This window comes from Syntrophotalea carbinolica DSM 2380 (genome assembly GCF_000012885.1).
GTDB classification, from domain to species: Bacteria; Desulfobacterota; Desulfuromonadia; order Desulfuromonadales; family Syntrophotaleaceae; genus Syntrophotalea; species Syntrophotalea carbinolica.
Genome location: NC_007498.2, coordinates 1,043,365 through 1,061,360, shown reverse-complemented (window position 1 = coordinate 1,061,360; position 17,996 = coordinate 1,043,365). Strand labels below are relative to the sequence as shown.

Below are 17,996 nucleotides of genomic sequence, written 5' to 3'. Positions count from 1 at the left end.
GAACATGCCTGAGGAGCAGAGTTAATGACAGAAGACATCCGCTGGATTCAGCGTCTGCACAACTGGAACCGTGCCCTGGCGCAGCTGACCAGGTTCATGGAGAAGGAAGAGCTGAATGAACTGGAGGAACAGGGTCTGATTCAGTCCTTTGAATACAACCATGAACTTGCCTGGAAAACCCAGAAGGATTTCCTGGAGGATCAGGGCTACACCGAGCTGTATGGTTCGAAGAACGTGGCAAGAAAAGCCTTTGAAGTCGGTCTGGTCGAAGACGGCGAGGTCTGGCTGGAGATGATCGAAAGCCGCAACGCCAGCTCGCACACCTATAACGAAGAGGTGACCAAAAAAATCGTTACGGCCATTGTCGATGCCTATTTCGAAAGTTTTTGCAAACTGAACGCCAAGCTCAATCAACTGTCTGAAAAAGGCCTATGACGAAGCCTGCCTCCGAAGACAGCCTTTACGGCCTGCCGCGCAAAACGGTTGAGGATATCCGGAAAATCTTTGCCCGCTTTCCGGAAATCGACCGGGCCGTGCTCTACGGTTCGCGCGCCAAGGGGACGCCTCGCCCCGGCTCCGATATCGACCTCACCCTCCATCTCACCGACGGAAAAACGCTGAAGTTTCTGCACAAGGTCTCCAGTGCCCTTGAGGACCTGGGGTTGCCCTGGGGGGTTGATCTTTCCCTGATCGACTACATCGAAAACGAGAGCCTTCTCGACCATATCGAGCGGGTCGGCGTCGAGTTCTACAGCGCGGCCGCCTACCGCGCCGAACAGGCGCAACTGCGCAAGCGCAAGACATACGAAACCGAGGGCATTCAATCCGAAGCCCAACTCGAAGAGAACCTGATCAAACGGCTGCAGGGCCTCGGGTGGGAGCGTGTATCCATCAACAACGCCGATGCGTTGCGAACCAATCTCAAAAGGCAGCTCGAGATTCACAACGAGAAGGAACTCAAAGGACAGACGCTGAGCGAGGCGGAATTTACGCGGGTGCTCAGCCATCTCGACAAGGGGAACGTCTTCCAACGTGCCAAGACCCTGCGCGATCGCTTTTTGCTGCACCGCGACGACGGTTCAACCTGTTACCTGCAGTTTCTGAACGTGGAACACTGGTGCCGCAACCAGTACCAGGTCACCCGTCAGGTCAGCCAGAACGGCAGGTATCTGAATCGTTACGACGTGACCCTGCTGATCAACGGCCTGCCGCTAGCGCAGATCGAACTGAAACGGCGCGGCATCGAGCTGAAGGAAGCCTTCAACCAGATCAACCGTTACCAGCGCCATTCCTTCTGGGCGGAAAACGGCCTGTTCAACTATGTGCAGCTGTTCGTCATCTCCAACGGCAAGAACACCAAGTACTACGCCAATAACCGCAAGCAGGAATTCAAGCAGACCTTCTATTGGGCCAGGGAAAACAACCAGCCGGTGACCCAGCTCGACCAATTTGCCGATTTGTTCCTGGAAAAGTGCCATCTCTCCAAGATGATCTGCAAATACATCGTTTTGCACGAATCGCACAAGCTGCTGATGGTGTTGCGGCCCTATCAGTATTACGCGGTCGAGGCGATCGTCGAGCGGGTGAAAAACGGGCGCAAAAACGGCTATATCTGGCACACCACCGGCTCCGGGAAGACGCTGACCAGCTTCAAGGCGGCGCAGATCCTGACGCATCTGCCCAAGGTGTATAAGGTGGTTTTTGTGGTCGACCGCGCCGATCTCGATTACCAGACCACCGAGGAGTTCAATTTTTTCAGTCCGGGCAGTGTCGATGGGACGGACAATACCAGAACCCTGGTGAAACAGATGGCGGGCGATAACTCGCTGATCGTCACCACCATTCAGAAGCTGAACACCGCCATCAAGAAGCCGAGGCATGAAAAGGCCATGGAGGCGCTCAGGGATAAGCGCGTGGTGTTCATCTTCGACGAGTGCCACCGTTCGCAGTTTGGCGATACGCACAAGAATATCGTCAACTATTTCACCAAGGCGCAACTCTTCGGATTTACCGGCACGCCGATTTTTGCCGAGAATGCCACCTTCAACAAACATGGCAAGCGCACCACCAAGAGCCTGTTTGAAAAATGTCTGCACAAGTATGTCATCACCGATGCCATCAGGGACGAAAACGTCCTCAAGTTTTCGGTGGAATACTGGGGCAAGCTCAAACGCAGGGACGGCACCCTGATAGACGAGCAGGTCGCGTCCATCGACAAAAAAGCGTTTTTCGAAAACGAAGCACGACTGACCGGGGTTGTCGACTGGATCATCGCCCATCACAATCGTAAAACCCACAACCGCCGCTTCTCGGCCATCATGTGCGCAGGCAATGTCGCGACGCTGACCAGGTATTACGATATCTTCAAACGCAAGAAACAGGCCGGCGAGCACGACCTGCGGGTGGTCAGTGTGTTCACTTTTGACCCCAACGAGGAAGATCAGGACGCCAACGGCCTGATCGGCGAGCCCGATTTCGATATCCGCGTCGATGCCCCGGAGAGCAGACACAGCCGCGAAAAGCTGGAAGAGTATGTGGCCGATTACAATGCCCTGTACCGCACGCAGCATTCGGTCAGGGACAGCAAGGCGTTCTATACCTATTACAAGGATATCGCCAAGCGTTTCAAGGAGCGGGAGAAAGAAAGCTTCAAGGACAAGGACCGGGCCGACATTCTGCTGGTGGTCAACATGTTTCTCACCGGCTTCGACGCCAAGAAGATCAACACCCTCTACGTGGACAAGAACCTGAAATATCACGGTCTGATCCAGGCGTATTCCCGCACCAACCGTATCCTCGGCGAGCTTAAATCGCAGGGAAACATCGTCTGCTTCCGCAATCTCAAAGAGAACACCGACGAGGCGATCCGACTTTTCTGCGATACCGAGGCCAGCGAAGATGTCCTGATGGAGCCTTACGAAGTGTATATGGAGCGCTTCAATCAGGGCGTTCGGCACCTGTTGGAGATCGCCGCAACGCCCGATGCGGTCAATGGGCTGTTTACCGAGGAGGAACAGCTGGCCTATGTCAAAGCGTTCCGTCAGTTGATCGTGACCCTGAACAAGCTCAAACCCTTTAACGATTTCAGCTGGAGCGACCTGGAGCTGACCGAACAGAGATTCGAGGACTACAAGAGCAAGTATCTCGATATTTACGATCGGACCCATGCCTGGCAGGAGGGCGCGTCCATCATCGAGGAGATCGACTTTCAGCTCGAACTGATCCGGCGCGACGAAGTGAACGTCGGCTATATCGTCAAGCTGCTGAGCGACATTCAATACCGCAAGCAGCAGACCGGTTCGGCACAACCCGGCGCCGACTCCGTGCGGACGGTGTTGGAAATGCTGGGTCGAGAGGCGCAACTGCGGAGCAAGCGGGAGTTGATCGAGCGCTTCATTGCCGAATACATGCCGCAACTCACGGCCGACCAGGACCTGGAGGAAATGTTCACCGGCTATTGGAATCGGGAAAAGCGCGTGGCGGTTAATGATCTTTGCCGACGGGAAAGATTGGATAAAGAAGCGGTTTATCGCATGATGGATGAATATCATTTTTCCGGCAAAGACCCTTTGCGCGAAACCGTGTTCTCGGCCCTGGAGTACAAGCCCAAACTGATGGAAAGGAAAAAGGTCTACTCGCGGGTGTTGGGAGAGATGCAAGGCATTATTCAACGCTTTGACGAAGGGACCGGTTCGCTCGAAGTGCATGAGGAGAGTGCGGCTTACAATTCGCGGCCGATCCACGAGGTGGCGCACCGGATAGGCGACAAGGAACTTTTCTTCAGCGATGAGATAAACAGCAACCGCAATGTCACGGAACTCGTTCGCTTCGGATTGACGGTGGATCGTCCCTATCGCGAACGGCTGGAGAGTTTGTCCGCATATCCCCTTGCCGGAGAACTTCTGGCGCGTGGCATCGTCAGCGACACCATTCTGACGGAATACTTCGGTTTAACCGCGGAATTTGAGACGGTTTTAAAAGCATACGATTTTCACTTTAGCGAAGCGGAAAATTTCAGGGACGGCAGTGTTTTCTGGTCGCTTACCGAGGCGAGAGAGGGGAGCACCGTTCTTGAGTTTGCCCTGAATGCGTATGGATATACTCTCGTCATCGGCGGTCCCGTTCTTGCGTTTCTTGCACTATATGGTTCCGCATCCGCGGGGCTCGAGACGTTGCAGGAGCATATTCGACAGCGCTTTGGAAAGAGTGGCGAACAAAATGAACCTTCGGTGATTATCAACAAGGATCTGGAGGCGGAGTTTAGAAAAATCAAAGAGGAACGAAATCGTTCTGTTCAGAAGACCAATAAGCACTGAACGGAAAAGATTTCAGGAATCGCTCCTTTACATTTCAAATACTGACTTTTGTCAACGTCCCTGTTGCCCTTGCTCTGTTGGCCGAGTAAAAAATTCGTCTTTTGCTTGTTTTTCTTAAAGGTATTGCCCCAAAAAGAGCCCTCTCTTTTTCGTATAAAGATACGAATAATTCCAGTTCGGTTGACAGCTTGGCGCGTCTTTTCAGCTATACTGAAAAAACCATGAACGATTCTCTCTACCCCACTCACCAAAGTGCCGCCGAAGTTGCCAAGCGGCAGAATACCGACCTGCGGAAAGGCCTGACCGCGCAGCAGGCTCGCCGCCGCCTGGCCCGTTACGGGCGCAACCTTATCGCCCGCGGCAAACCCATCTCGGCCTGGGAAATCATCCTGCGCCAGGTACGCAATATCATCGTAGTGCTGCTGCTGACTGCCGCAGGGATATCTTTCTTCCTCGGGGAGATTCTGGAAGGCCTGGCGGTTTTGGCCGTCGTAGTGCTTAACACCCTGTTCGGCTTCATCACCGAATATCGCGCGGAGAAATCGGTGGAGAGCCTGCAGCAGATGGTCAAAACCACCGCCAAGGTGCTACGCGGCGGGCGACTGCGCCAGATTGCCGCGGAAGAAGTGGTCGCCGGCGACATCCTGGTGCTTGAAGAAGGCGATCTCGTCACCGCCGACGGTCGGTTGTTCGAAGCCGACAACCTGGCCGTCGACGAGTCTCTGCTTACCGGGGAATCGACCCCCTCCGGCAAAACCGTCGAGCCCATCCGTGGCGAGGTGCCGCTGGCCGAATGCCGGAATATGGTCTTTATGGGCACCGCTGTCACGCGCGGCAACGGCGCGGCCGTGGTGGTCGCGACGGGTACCGCCACCGAGGTCGGCAAGATCTCGGACATGCTAGCAACGACCAAAGAGGAACCGAGTCCACTTGAGGAACGCCTGGAACGCACCGGAAGATTTCTGGTGGTGCTGACGCTGGCGATTACCGCCGTTGTGTCCGGCACCGGCATTCTCGGCGGACGGCCCTGGGCCGAAATGCTCAAAACCGGCATCGCCCTGGCCATTGCCGCGGTTCCCGAAGGACTGCCGGCGGTGGCCACTGTGACCCTGGCCATCGGTATGTGGCGCATGGCCAGGCACCGGGCCCTGGTCAAAAGCCTGCCCGCCGTGGAAACCCTCGGCTCCACCACGGTGATCTGCACCGATAAAACCGGCACCCTGACCGAAAACCAGATGACCCTGCAGGACATCGCCCTACCGGACCGGCATATCCGGGTCGAGGGCACGGGCTATGCTCCCACCGGCAGATTTTGGGAAGGGGAAAAGCCTCTCGACAGCGCCGCCGATGAAACGCTGCGAGACTTTTTACGGGCCGGAGCGCTGTGCAGCAATGCCAGTCTTTCCGAAACTCAGGGGCAGTGGTCCTTGATCGGGGATCCTACCGAAGGCGCCCTGGTCACAGCCGCCTGCAAAGCCGGTCTGGAGCGGGAAGCCTTAACAGCTGCCGGCTGGCAGCGCCGGGATGAACTGCCTTTCGATTCCGATCTGCGATACATGGCGGTACGCTGCGCCACTCCGGAAAAAGGCGAGGTCATCTACCTCAAGGGAGCACCGGACGTGGTACTTGGCATGTGCCGCAGCATCCGGCAAAATAGTGGCGAGGCCCCCCTGGATGAATCCCTCAAGGCTTCCATATGCCGGGAAAACTCCCGCCTGGCCGCCGAGGGTTTGCGCGTGCTGGGATTAGCCCGAAAAACATCGCCACCGACCGGCCCTCTGTCCGAGACGATCCTTTCCGGCATGACTTTTCTGGGCCTGGCCGGCATCCTCGATCCTCCCCGCCCCGATGTAGCCGACGCCATCGGCATGGCACGCGCGGCTGGTATCCGCACCATCATGCTTACCGGCGACCAGGCCGATACCGCCCTGGCCATCGCGCGACGGGTCGGCATCGGCAGCCCTGACGAAAGCGTCACCAGCGGCCTGGAACTGGCGCACATGACCGTTCCCGAACTGACGGCGAGATTGCGCATCTGCAGTGTCTATGCACGCATCTCCCCGCGTAACAAACTCGATATTATCGCCGCCCTCAATGCCGATAATCAGATCACCGCCATGACCGGTGACGGCGTCAACGACGCCCCGGCGCTCAAACGTGCCGATATCGGGGTCGCCATGGGGCAACGTGGCACCAGTGTCGCCAGACAGGCTGCGGACATGGTACTTTTGGACGACCGTTTCGCCACCATCCTTGAAGCGGTGCGGCAAGGACGGGTCATTTTCGACAATATCCACAAGTTTATCCACTACCTTTTTTCCTGCAATCTGAGCGAGATCCTGGTTATCTTCCTGTGTATCCTCATGGGATTACCTACCCCGCTGGTGGCGCTGCAGATTTTGTGGCTCAATCTTGTCACCGATGTCTTTCCCGCCCTGGCCATGGGATTCGAAGCCCCCGAAACCGATGTCATGACCCGACCGCCCCGCAATCCTGCACAAGGCCTGATAACAACACGTTTCAAGTTACGCATTGGCGCAGAAGGACTGTTTATCACCCTCGGCCCCCTTGTCGCTTTCGCAGTTACCGTGCAGCAGGGGCTGAGCCTGCCCCAATGCCGCACCGTAGCTTTCATGACACTGGCCGTCGGCCAGTTGCTGCATGTTTTCAACGTGCGCCGCAAAAACGGTCTCGGTTTTGACGCCAGCCTTTCCAAAGCGCCCTACCTGTGGGGCGCCTTTTCCCTGACACTGGTTCTGCAACTGCTGGCCGTCTACACGCCGGCACTACAGAGAATCCTGCACACCACCGGCTTGAACAGGGATATGTGGATCATAACTCTCATGGGCGCGGCAGCTCCCGTGTTGCTAATGCAGCTATGGGCCGTGATGCGCCGCCTGCGGTTCAGCCCTGCGAAATAATCCGAAACAATGCCGGATGGGAAAGTACATCCGTCTGCTAAAAAAAATGGGCCGGAGAGGATCCGGCCCTTTATTACATGGAGGAGGGAGGGGAGGAGAGATCCAGGGGAAAGCAGACCGGTTTCCCCAGCTTGGTAGAAATGCCGACGCTCTGTCCGGCAGACCATTCGCATGTCCCGGGAAAGAGGGCCTGCAGCTGTTGTCCACTTGGGGTTTCCAAAAGACAAAACATGTTCGCCCCACGAAACTGGCTTTGAATGATCCGGGCCTTTATTTCCGATGACTCGTCGTGGTAAATGTCTTCCGGTCGCAGCAATACCTGCACCGGGCCACCGTCTGTTTGCGCCTGGCCGTCAAAAAATAGCCCCAGTTCGGTATGAATAGCACCGTCTGCGGTAGCCCGCCCGGGCACCAGCGTCCCTTCGCCGATAAAACATGCGACCTGGGGATCTGCCGGTTTCCGGTATAGATCGACGACACTGTCCCACTGCCGCAGCTCACCGGCATCCATCACGCCGATGCGATCTGCGATGGCGAACGCCTCCTGCTGGTTATGCGTGACGAACAAGGCGGTAGCGCCGTAGGACTTGATGATCTGCCGCACCTCCAGGGCCAGCCGATCTCGCAGGGTGACATCGAGATTGGAAAATGGCTCGTCCATGAGCAACAGCGCAGGTCGTGGCGCCAGAGCACGGGCCAGAGCGACCCGCTGCTGCTGGCCCCCGGAAAGTTCATGGGGGAAGCACTGCCGACTTTCCGAAAGGCCCACCAACTCCAGCACTTCGCCTATACGGGATCGCCTTCCCCGACGCGACAGATGCAGCAAACCGAAGCCGATGTTGTCCTGGACCGAGAGGTGCGGAAACAGGGCATAGTCCTGAAACACCATGCCGATGGCTCGTTTTTCCGGAGGCAGAAGCCAATCGGGACGGCTGACAACCGTGCCATTGACGCTCACCCGCCCTGCCAGCAGGGGCTCGAAACCGGCAACAATGCGCAGCGTGGTGGTCTTGCCACAACCGCTGGGACCAAGCAAACAGCCGATTTGGTCTTTGTCCAAGGCCAGGGTCAGGTCTTTCACCACACGGCGCTCGCCGTAGGCCTGGGTGACATGCTCCAATGCAAGCACAGGCTTATCCATGCATTTCTCCTTGATATTCTTTGTCGTTACCGCGCCCTGAGGCTATGGTCCTGACCCGCGCGCATAAAGAGAACGATGGGCAGCACGCCTGCAGCCAGCAAGGTCAGAGCGGGTAATGCGGCCCTTTCCCATTCTCCCTCGGAGGTCAGTTCGAAAATCTTCACCGCCAGAGTATCGACACCAAAAGGGCGCGTCATAAGAGTCATCGGCATCTCTTTCATGACATCGACGAACACCAGGGTGGCGGCAGTCAGCAGGCCGTTCTTAAGCAGCGGCAGATGCAGCCGCATCAATCGCGAGAAACTTCCATGGCCCATGAGTCGGGCTGCATCGTCGAGTTGGGGCGGAATCCGGTGCATGGCCCCGTCCACCGTCTTGAATCCCACAGCCAGAAAACGCACCAGATACGCCATCAGCATAGCCAAGCCGGTTCCGGTGAGCCAGGCACCGGGAGCCAGGCCGAAAGCTTCCTCCAAGAACGTCGAAACATACCGATCGAGGCCAATCATGGGGATAAACAACCCAACCGCCAGAACCGGCCCCGGCAGGGCATACCCCAGATTCGCCAAACGCACCATGGCCCGATGACCCGGACCGGGCCGTCTGCGCAGCCCATAGGCCACCCCCAGCGCCACCAGCACCACAACCAATGCGCCGATCATTCCCAATCGTAGGGAATGGTACAAAAGCCCGAAATAGCGGACATTGAACTCCTCCCCCCAGGAACCGACAGCCCAATATAAAAGCTGCCCTACAGGCAACACCAACGCCAGCATAAGCACACTCGTTGCGTAGGCACATGCCAGCCAACGCCGACAGCCCCGCAACTGAATTCGGTTGCCTGCGGCAACTGGGCGGGATTCTGCATATCGACGCCGGCTACGCAGACGTTGCTCAAGCAACACCACAACAAAAATCAGGGTCACAAGGCAGGAGGACAATTGGGCTGCGGCCGGCAGGGAGAAGAATCCATACCAGGCCTTGTAAATGGCGGTGGTGAAAGTATCGAAATTGAACGCCGAAACCGTGCCGAAATCGGCCAGGGTTTCCATCAATACCAGCATCACGCCACCGGCTATCCACGGACGTGCCATGGGCAGCACGACTTTGAAAAACGCTCGGCAAGGGCTGCAACCAAGGGAGCAGGCTGCTTCCAGCATCCTCTGCCCCTGGGTCCGAAATGCGTTACGGGCAAGAAGATACACATAGGGATAAAGGGTCAAGGTGAGAACCCCGATAATCACCGGAGTCGACCGCGCCGGTGGCAGCCATGTTGCCGACCCGAACAAGCTGCGCAGCACGCTTGCTACCGGACCGGAATAGTCCAGTAAACCGAGCACCGCCACGGCCAGCACGTAAGCCGGCATGGCCAGAGGTAGCAACAGCACCCAGGAAAACAATCGCCTGCCTGGAAACTCGCATAGGGCCGTCAACAAGGCCAGGCTGACACCGAGCACAGCCGAACCGGCGCAAACGCCCACCGCCAGTACCAGCGAATTGACCAACAGGTCGAACAGAACCGTCGCGTACAAATGATGCCAGATATCGTGAGCCGGCTGCCGCCAGGCCATGAAAATCACCAGCAATGGCGCCAGTACCAAGGCACAAGCGGTCCCGATTAAAACCGTCCAGCCCGTATCCCGATCAGGACGGAAGCGCGTGAAGACACGACACAACCGTGTCTTCACGCTCCTATCCTGCACGATGGTTTCGGAATCTTGCATAAAAGAACGACCGTTCTTACCGGTAACCGGCACGATCCATCAATCTGATAGCGGATTCCTGCAGTTCACCGGCCTGAATCAAAGGCAGATCGCTGGCACGAAAAGCCCCCCAGGCAGCGACATCCGCATGGGGTTTGACCTTCGGATTGACCGGATATTCCAGATTTCCGTCGGCAAACAGATTCTGTGCCTTTTCGCTCGACAACCACTCCAGAAAACGTATGGCTTCGGCCCGATGCTTGGCATGACGTGTAACGCCGGCCCCTGAAACGTTGACGTGGACTCCGCCGCTTGCCTCGCCCTGATTAGGCCAGTACAGAGCCAGTTTTATGTTCGGGTCCTTTCTCAGCAGACGACCGAAGTAATAGGTGTTCACGATCCCGACATCTCCCTGCCCAGCCAGGATCGCCTCCATCACCTGGGTATCGTTGGCCAGGGGAGCAGCGGCAAGGTTATCCACCCAGGAACGGACGATGGACTCGGCGCCAGCCTCGCCATGGGCGGCGATCAGCATGGCGACCAGCGACTGGTTGTACACCTTCTTGGAGGTACGCAGAAGCAAGCGCCCTTTCCAGACTTCCCCACCGAGGGCTGCATAGGTGCTGAGCTGCTCCGGACGCACCCTCTCCGTACTGTAAACCAGAGTTCGAGCTCTTAAAGACAACCCGAACCAGCGATTTTCGGTATCGCGCAGATGTTCCGGGATATTGCGTTGCAATGTTTCCGAAACCACCGGCTGCAGGATTCCCTCTTGCGCCGCATGCCATAAATTTCCGGCGTCAACAGTGATGAGAAGATCCGCCGGAGTTCCGGAACCTTCCGCCTTGAGACGAGCCAGCAAGGGACCGGCCTTATCGGTAATGAAACGAATTTCAGTGCCGGTCTGTTCAGTATAAGCATCGAATAACGGCTGAATCAGATGTTCGTTGCGCGCCGAATAAACAACCAGTTCTCCAGCCTCGGCAAGACTTTGCGATACGCCGCAAATCGCAGCCATAACCAGAAACACCATCATTAAAAACAATCTTTTCATGGGACCTCCGCTTGTGTGGAAATTGAAAACTGTTTTCAGTTTCTACATAAAACAACCTTTCCAGTCAACAAAAAATTTATCGCACAAATCACTGCAACCATTTTTATAGATTTCTACCAGGACTATACTTTATCGATTGACTAGGCAAATAGCTTTCTATAGGGTATGGCCCTATACTCTAAAGAAGGAGGAGGAAGTGCTTATGAGTCTTTGCGGATCGGACCAGGACAAGGAACGCCTTCTGAAACGCCTGCACCGTATTGAAGGTCAGGTCAGGGGCCTAGGCGGTATGATCGAGAATAATCGCGACTGCATCGAGGTCTTGCGCCAGATCGCCTCAGCCACCATGGCTCTTAAAGGGGTATGGGTACAGGTTGTCGGCGATCACATGCGCGGTTGTATCAAACAGGCCGTACTGGATGGCGACAACAGCGACCAACTCATCGACGAATTGACCGATCTTTTGCAAAAAATACGCTGATCCGGTGAATCCCGTCGATAATCCTATTCCGGAAGGAAAACTATTCTATGCATGACATCAATGACCCAACCACCTGCAACCATGCGCATAATCATGAGATTCACGAGCATGCCAATGAATCCAAAACCCTGCGTGTGGTCATCCTGACTCTCGCCACCATGCTGATCGAAGTGGCGGCAGGCTATCTGACCGGATCCATGGCTTTACTGGCGGACGGCTGGCACATGGGAACCCACGCCTTTGCCCTGGGCATCACCTGGCTGGCTTACATCCTTGCCCGAAGACACGCGCATTCTCCGGTCTTCAGCTTTGGTACAGGTAAATTCGGAATCCTGGCCGGCTATACGAGCGCCCTGTTTCTCGGTGTGGCCGCCCTATCGATGCTGTATCAATCGGCACAGCGTCTGCTTTTTCCCGTCACCATTGCGTTTAACGAAGCCATTGTGGTAGCCATACTCGGTCTGGTAGTTAATGCTGCCAGCATCGCCATCATGCACGGTCACGGTCACGGTCACGGCCACAACCACCAACACGATCATAGTTTCAGAGCAGCCTACCTGCATGTCATCGCCGATGCTCTGACTTCGATTCTTGCCATTGCCGCCTTGTTGACGGGTAAATATCTGGGTTGGGCCTTTCTCGATCCCGTCATGGGCATGCTCGGCGGGGTGTTGATACTGCGCTGGGCCTGGTCCCTGCTCAAACAAACGGGCCACATTCTTCTGGACGGCAAAGCCCCGGAAGCTATATATGGGGAAATTCGTACGGCTCTCGAGTCCGACAACGACAGTCGGGTAACCGATTTGCGGGTCTGGTATCTTGGATCGCACGACCTTGCGGCATTGGCCTCCGTGGATACCGGCCAGGCGCTCTCGCCCGGCGATTACCGACAACGGCTTGAAAAAATCCACGGACTGCACCATATTACCGTGGAGGTACATCACCGTGATCTTCACACAAACTGTTGCAAGGCTTGACACACGATTCCATACCGGGGACATGCCATGGATCTTTTGACTTTAATTATGCTCGTAGCTGGCTTTATCATCCTCATCAGCGGCGCCGAACTGCTGGTACGCGGGGCGGCGCAACTGGCCTCGGATATGGGTATTTCACCGCTGGTGGTCGGCCTGACCGTGGTTTCCTTCGGCACCAGCGCGCCGGAACTTGCCGTCAGCGTGTCTTCGGCCTGGAACGGCCAGGCGGGCCTGGCCCTGGGCAACGTGGTCGGCAGCAATATCTGCAATATCCTGCTGATTCTCGGTGTTTCGGCACTGGTCGCCCCCCTGATGGTATCTCGCCAGGTAGTGCGCCTGGAAGTGCCGATCATGATCGCAGCAGCGGTTCTGTTGCTGCTGTTCAGCCTTAACGGCGGCCTGGAGCGCTGGGAAGGGTTGTTGATGTTCACCTGCGCCATGATCTACGTGGTCTGGACGGTTGTGCGCAGCCTCAGGGAGAACCGCGAGAAACCGCCCCAGTGCGAATTGCCGGCCGGCCCCCGCCCGCGGCGGTTGTGGCAGATCGTGCAGATTGTGGCAGGGTTGGCCATGCTCGGCCTGGGCTCGCGCTGGCTGGTGCAGGGGGCTGTCACCATCGCCACCTGCTTGGGGGTCAGCGACCTGGTGATCGGTCTGACGGTGGTAGCCATCGGCACCTCGCTGCCGGAACTCGCCACTTCGGCCCTGGCCGCCTTACGCGGCCAGCGGGACATCGCCGTCGGCAATGTGGTCGGCAGCAACATCTTCAACATTCTCGTGGTGATGGGACTCACAGCCAGCGTGGCGCCTTCGACTATCGCAGTGCCACACCAGGCCCTGATGCTCGATTTACCGATCATGCTCGCGGCCTGTCTGGCCTGCTTGCCCATTTTTCTCACGGGACATCGCATCGCCCGCTGGGAAGGGGGATTGTTTTTCGCCTATTTTATCGCTTATACCGTTTTTACCGTCCTGAACAGCCTGCACCATCCCCGAATGGGCCTGTTTGTTCAGGCTATGGTCTTTTTCTTTATTCCCCTCTCCCTGGTCACGCTGATTTTGTCCCTCTGGCGGAGCCTGCGTCAACGACACAAAATCACCTGAAGATCCCGGCAGTACTCCACCGTCAGCATTCGAAGGGCGATCTTTTTGATCGCCCTTTTTTTATTTTCAACCTCATGCAACGACCCATCCGGCCAGCCTGATGACGCATAAAATTGATGCGGATCAAAAAACCTGTTGACAGTGTCGCCAAAATATATTACCTCTTTGGTCATCATTACTGATTTGGTCATATTTTACGGGAGAAGCTCATGATCACCAGGGAAGCCGATTATTGCATTCGCACCATCTTGCACCTCTCCAGACCGGAACAACGAAAACATCCCGTTCCGGTGGATGAGCTATCCCGCCAGATGACTATCCCCGCCCCCTTCTTACGCAAAATCCTCGCAAAGCTCATCAACGCGGATCTGGTCCATAGCCATCGTGGACGTAACGGAGGACTGACCATCAAGGGGGAGCCAGAGCAGATCAGTTTGCTGGAGATCCTGCAGGTAGCGGACGGCAAAGGACTGCTGTTGAACCAGTGTCTGGAAAGCGAAGGCGTCTGCACCCATCAGGGAACCTGCACGGTGCACGACGCCATGAAAAAGCTGCAAAACGTGATGGAAAACCATCTGAAAGCCATCACTTTCGATCAACTTATCTGAGGAATAATCACCAACCACTTTACCTTATTCTTACTTTATGGAGGGAACCCATGACCCGCTGTGCCTCGGCAGATTCCTGCCTGTCTGATTACCTGGAAAGCAAAACCGACATCAACACCGCTTTTGACCGTTTTGCCGAACAAAAAGTGAAATGCGGTTTCGGCAAACTCGGCGTCTGTTGCCGACTCTGTTCCAACGGACCCTGCCGGATCACTCCCGACTCCCCCAAAGGTGTCTGCGGTGCGACCGCCGACAGCATCGTAGCCCGCAACTTTCTGCGCATGGTCGCCGCCGGCTCCGCCTGTTACCTGCATGTCTGCGAAGCGACCGCCAAACGTCTCAAGGCTATCGGCGACGGTGTCTCCCCCCTGCCGATCCGCTCCCAGCAGGCCCTGGACGAACTGTCCGCCCTGTTCGGCATCGAAGCGGAAACCACCGCAGAAAAAGCCCGCCTGGTGGCCGAAAAAGTTCTGGCCGACCTGTACAAACCCCGCGATGAAAAAATGGAACTGGTTGAATTCCTGGCCCCCCAGGAACGCATCGACACCTGGAACAAACTCGGCATCTTCCCCGGCGGCGCTAAGGCGGAAGTGTTCGATGCTCTGGTTAAAACCAGCACCAATCTCAATACCGATCCCGTCGACCAGATGCTCCATGTTCTTAACCTCGGCATCAGCACCGGCCTGTACGGTCTGGCTCTGACCAATCTGATGAACGATGTCATCATGGGCGAACCGGTCATTCGCACCGCCGCCACCGGCTTCTCCGTCGCCGACCCCGACTACGTCAACATCGCCGTCAGCGGTCACAGCCACTCGGTTTTTGCCGGACTCATTGCCTTATTGGAAACAGACGCCGGCCAGGCCATCGGTCGCGAGGCCGGGGCCAAGGGCATCAAGCTGGTCGGCATGACCTGCGTCGGTCAGGACATGCAGTTGCGCGCCGGCTCCAGCGGCACCGATATATTCAGCGGCCAGGCCGGTAACAACTTTACCCAGGAAGCGCTGCTTTCCACCGGTGCCATCGACATGGTGATCAGCGAATTCAACTGTACCCTGTCCGGCATCGAGCCCATCGCCGAAAAACAGAACGTCAAACTGATCTGCCTTGACGATGTGGCCAAATTGTCATCTGCTGAACTGCAGCCGGATATACTTGGCAAAGAGATGGAACTGGCGGAAAAACTGGCCCGCATGGCCGCAACCCAGCATAAACAACGCCGCGCCATCGATACCGGCGTGATCCTCGACATTCCGCAGCACGGTTTCGGCGACGTGGTTACCGGGATCAGCGAAAAGTCGCTGGTCGACTTCCTCGGCGGGTCGGTGCAACCGTTGATCGACCTGATCGTCAGCGGCCAGATCAAAGGCGTGGTCGGCGTGCTCGGCTGCTCCAACCTGGCCGAAGGCGGTCACGATGTGATGACTGTCAACCTCACCCGGGAACTGATCAAGCGCGACATCCTGGTTCTGTCGGCCGGCTGCACCACCGGCGGGCTGGCCAATGTCGGCCTGTGCTCCCCCGGCGCCAGGGATCTTGCCGGCCCCGGCCTCAAGGCTGTATGCGAAGCCCTCGGTATCCCGCCGGTACTCAACTTCGGCCCCTGCCTGAGCATCGGCCGCATCGAAATGGTGGCCAAGGCTCTGGCGCAAGCCATGCACATCACCATGCCGGAATTGCCGGTGGTGATCAGCGCTCCCCAGTGGCTGGAAGAACAGGCCCTGGCCGACGGCGCCTTCGGACTGGCCATGGGATTGACCCTGCACCTGGCCCAGGTACCTCCGGTAGCCGGTTCCCCCATCATCACCAAACTCCTCACCGAAGACCTTCCGGGCATCACCGGCGGGCGGCTCTTCATCGAATCGGATCCGGTCAAAACCGCTGAACAGATGGCTGCGATTATTGCCGGTAAACTCGGAGCGCTGGGGGTCGCCGCATGAAACAAAAAATCATCGACAGCAGTAAATGTACCGGCTGCAAAAACTGCGAACTGGCCTGCATCGTGGTTCACAGCCCTAACGAAGATCTGAAACAGGCTTACAAGGATGGCAGCATTGCTGCCATCCGCGCCCGCTGCAAAATCGAAGAGACAACTGATGGCAGTCTGTTCCCGGAACACTGTCGTCATTGCCAGGAACCCCAATGCGCCCAGGCTTGTATGAGCGGTGCGTTGAGCAGAAACGAAGCGGGTTATGTGGTCTGTGACACGGATACCTGCGTCGGCTGTTTCATGTGTGTCATGAGTTGCCCTTCCGGCTTTGCCCGTCCTTTTATCGGCGACAAACGGGTGATGATCAAGTGTGACGGCTGTACCGAGCGGGACTGCGCCGCGTGCGTCGAAAACTGTCCCACCGGCTGCCTGACCCTCGGCGACTGCGACGGACAGGAAGATACGGTCGTTTATATCGATCCCCCAAAAGCGCGGGAGGCCAGCTGATGAAACATCTGATTATAGGGAACAGTGCCGCGGGCACCGCGGCGGCGGAAGCGATTCGTGAAAACGACCCGACCGCGGAAATCGTCATGCTGAGTAAAGATGCGACATTCTTCTCCCGCTGCCAATTGCATCTGGTCGCCTCCGGCAAGCGACCCAGCGCAAAAACGCGCTTCGTACCGCAGAACTGGGCTGAGCATTACGGGATCGAAGTTCGCTTCGGACAACATGCGACGGCTGTGAACGCACTGCAAAAAAAGGTTCTGTGCAGTCATGGCGAAAACATCGACTACGATCGCCTGTTGCTGGCCACCGGTGCCAGCAGTCTGACACCTCCCATCGAGGGCATCGAAGGACCCGGCGTTTTCGGGTTGCGCAATCTGGAAGATGCCGAAGGGATTTACAAACAGATCATGGGACGCCGACACGTGGCGATCATCGGTGCCGGTCTGGTCGGCTGCGAACTGGCCGAAGCGTTGGTGGAAGCCGGCCATACATCCGTAACAATCATCGAAATAGCCCCCCATCCCCTGCCCCTGCAGCTCGAAGAACGTACCGGCGAGCGTATGCTCCGCCTCATGGTTGACCACGGCATCGACATGATCTGCCGGGATTCGGTAACCGCCATCCTGCGCGACAGCCAGGGCGAACCGACCGCGGTGCGGCTGAAAACGGGCCGTGAAATTCCCGCCGACCTGGTGGTGTGCGCCGCGGGCGTGCGTCCTAACATCGACCTGTTCGCCCCCCTGGGCGCCATCGGGCACCGCGGCATCGTCATCGATAGCGGTGGCCGCACCAGCGTGCCGGATATTTTCGCCGCCGGCGACGTCACCGAAAGTTGCGACTCTACCGTGGGTCGCGTTATGCCAAGCGCCATCTGGCCCGCCGCGCGACGGCAAGGCCGTGTCGCCGGCATCAACATGAGCGGCGGGGACGAAAGCCTCACGGAACATACCGGCCTGAAAACCTCGGCGGTGCTGTGCGGAACGCCGCTGGTCTCGCTGGGCCCGGTCTTCGATCCGCATCCAAGCTGGCAAAAGCAGATTTACGAGCATACCGACAGTCGCGGCCGTCTGTGCACCAAAGTCTGCTATTCCGATCAGAACGGCAGCCTTGCCGCCGCCGTCTTGTGGGGCGACATCAGCCTCTCCGGCCTCTATGCCGAGGCCATTATCCATAAACATCCCCTTGGCGACCTGGCTCCCAGCGCCATCCCCGATTATCGTCTGCAAGCTGTCGTCTAGATCGTCAAGTCAC

The 17,996-nt window shown here is 57.2% G+C and carries 14 protein-coding genes; 10 read left to right on the top strand and 4 right to left on the bottom strand.

The window, feature by feature from the left end:
• Window positions 1–24: 24 nt before the first annotated feature.
• The 3 genes from PCAR_RS05310 to PCAR_RS05300 all read left to right on the top strand — a co-directional run bounded on the left by PCAR_RS05310 (window position 25) and on the right by PCAR_RS05300 (window position 7,237).
• Window positions 25–435, top strand: a complete 411-nt coding sequence (locus PCAR_RS05310) for a nucleotidyltransferase substrate binding protein (RefSeq protein ID WP_011340619.1) — start codon at window positions 25–27, stop codon at window positions 433–435.
• Complete coding sequence (locus tag PCAR_RS05305; protein WP_011340618.1) at window positions 432–4,316, top strand: type I restriction endonuclease subunit R, EcoR124 family; 3,885 nt, start codon at window positions 432–434, stop codon at window positions 4,314–4,316. The genes PCAR_RS05310 and PCAR_RS05305 overlap by 4 nt, the downstream gene beginning before the upstream one ends.
• A gap of 221 nt (window positions 4,317–4,537) precedes the next feature.
• Entirely contained in the window at window positions 4,538–7,237 is a 2,700-nt protein-coding gene (locus PCAR_RS05300) for a cation-translocating P-type ATPase (protein WP_011340617.1), read from the top strand.
• 73 nt (window positions 7,238–7,310) lie between these two features.
• Here PCAR_RS05300 and PCAR_RS05295 read toward each other — a convergent pair whose 3' ends face one another.
• The 3 genes from PCAR_RS05295 to PCAR_RS05285 are packed head-to-tail and all read right to left on the bottom strand — an operon-like array spanning window position 7,311 to window position 11,135.
• Window positions 7,311–8,378, bottom strand: a complete 1,068-nt coding sequence (locus PCAR_RS05295; protein ID WP_011340616.1) for an ABC transporter ATP-binding protein — start codon at window positions 8,376–8,378, stop codon at window positions 7,311–7,313.
• Window positions 8,379–8,404: 26 nt separating this feature from the next.
• The gene (locus PCAR_RS05290; protein WP_011340615.1) at window positions 8,405–10,066 is read right to left on the bottom strand and encodes an ABC transporter permease; all 1,662 of its coding nucleotides are present in this window, start codon (window positions 10,064–10,066) and stop codon (window positions 8,405–8,407) included.
• A 52-nt stretch (window positions 10,067–10,118) separates the two neighbouring features.
• Complete coding sequence (locus tag PCAR_RS05285) at window positions 10,119–11,135, bottom strand: extracellular solute-binding protein (RefSeq protein WP_041531263.1); 1,017 nt, start codon at window positions 11,133–11,135, stop codon at window positions 10,119–10,121.
• Between the two features lie 202 nt (window positions 11,136–11,337).
• Between PCAR_RS05285 and PCAR_RS05280 the strand changes: the two genes are divergently transcribed.
• Genes PCAR_RS05280 through PCAR_RS05270 form a run of 3 tightly spaced genes read left to right on the top strand, consistent with a single transcriptional unit; the run spans window position 11,338 to window position 13,697 of the window.
• Entirely contained in the window at window positions 11,338–11,616 is a 279-nt protein-coding gene (locus tag PCAR_RS05280) for a metal-sensitive transcriptional regulator (RefSeq protein ID WP_011340613.1), read from the top strand.
• Between the two features lie 47 nt (window positions 11,617–11,663).
• A complete protein-coding gene (gene dmeF, locus PCAR_RS05275) occupies window positions 11,664–12,593 on the top strand; it encodes a CDF family Co(II)/Ni(II) efflux transporter DmeF (protein WP_011340612.1) in 930 nt (309 codons plus the stop codon).
• 27 nt (window positions 12,594–12,620) lie between these two features.
• On the top strand, window positions 12,621–13,697 hold the full coding sequence (locus PCAR_RS05270; protein WP_011340611.1) for a calcium/sodium antiporter: 1,077 nt from the start codon (window positions 12,621–12,623) through the stop codon (window positions 13,695–13,697).
• On the opposite strand, the gene PCAR_RS05265 is transcribed toward PCAR_RS05270, so the two are convergent.
• The gene (locus PCAR_RS05265; RefSeq protein ID WP_148204305.1) at window positions 13,676–13,888 is read right to left on the bottom strand and encodes a hypothetical protein; all 213 of its coding nucleotides are present in this window, start codon (window positions 13,886–13,888) and stop codon (window positions 13,676–13,678) included. The genes PCAR_RS05270 and PCAR_RS05265 overlap by 22 nt on opposite strands.
• An 18-nt stretch (window positions 13,889–13,906) precedes the next feature.
• On the opposite strand from PCAR_RS05265, the gene PCAR_RS05260 reads away from it, so the two are divergent.
• From PCAR_RS05260 to PCAR_RS05245, 4 genes are read left to right on the top strand one after another with little or no spacing between them, the layout of a single operon-like run.
• Window positions 13,907–14,305, top strand: coding sequence for an RrF2 family transcriptional regulator (locus PCAR_RS05260; RefSeq protein WP_011340610.1), 399 nt, complete (start codon window positions 13,907–13,909; stop codon window positions 14,303–14,305).
• 50 nt (window positions 14,306–14,355) lie between these two features.
• The gene (gene cooS / locus PCAR_RS05255) at window positions 14,356–16,245 is read left to right on the top strand and encodes an anaerobic carbon-monoxide dehydrogenase catalytic subunit (protein ID WP_011340609.1); all 1,890 of its coding nucleotides are present in this window, start codon (window positions 14,356–14,358) and stop codon (window positions 16,243–16,245) included.
• Window positions 16,242–16,742, top strand: a complete 501-nt coding sequence (locus PCAR_RS05250; RefSeq protein WP_011340608.1) for a 4Fe-4S dicluster domain-containing protein — start codon at window positions 16,242–16,244, stop codon at window positions 16,740–16,742. Before cooS ends, PCAR_RS05250 begins: the two co-directional genes overlap by 4 nt.
• On the top strand, window positions 16,742–17,983 hold the full coding sequence (locus PCAR_RS05245) for an NAD(P)/FAD-dependent oxidoreductase (protein ID WP_011340607.1): 1,242 nt from the start codon (window positions 16,742–16,744) through the stop codon (window positions 17,981–17,983). The genes PCAR_RS05250 and PCAR_RS05245 overlap by 1 nt, the downstream gene beginning before the upstream one ends.
• The last annotated feature ends 13 nt before the right edge of the window (window positions 17,984–17,996 follow it).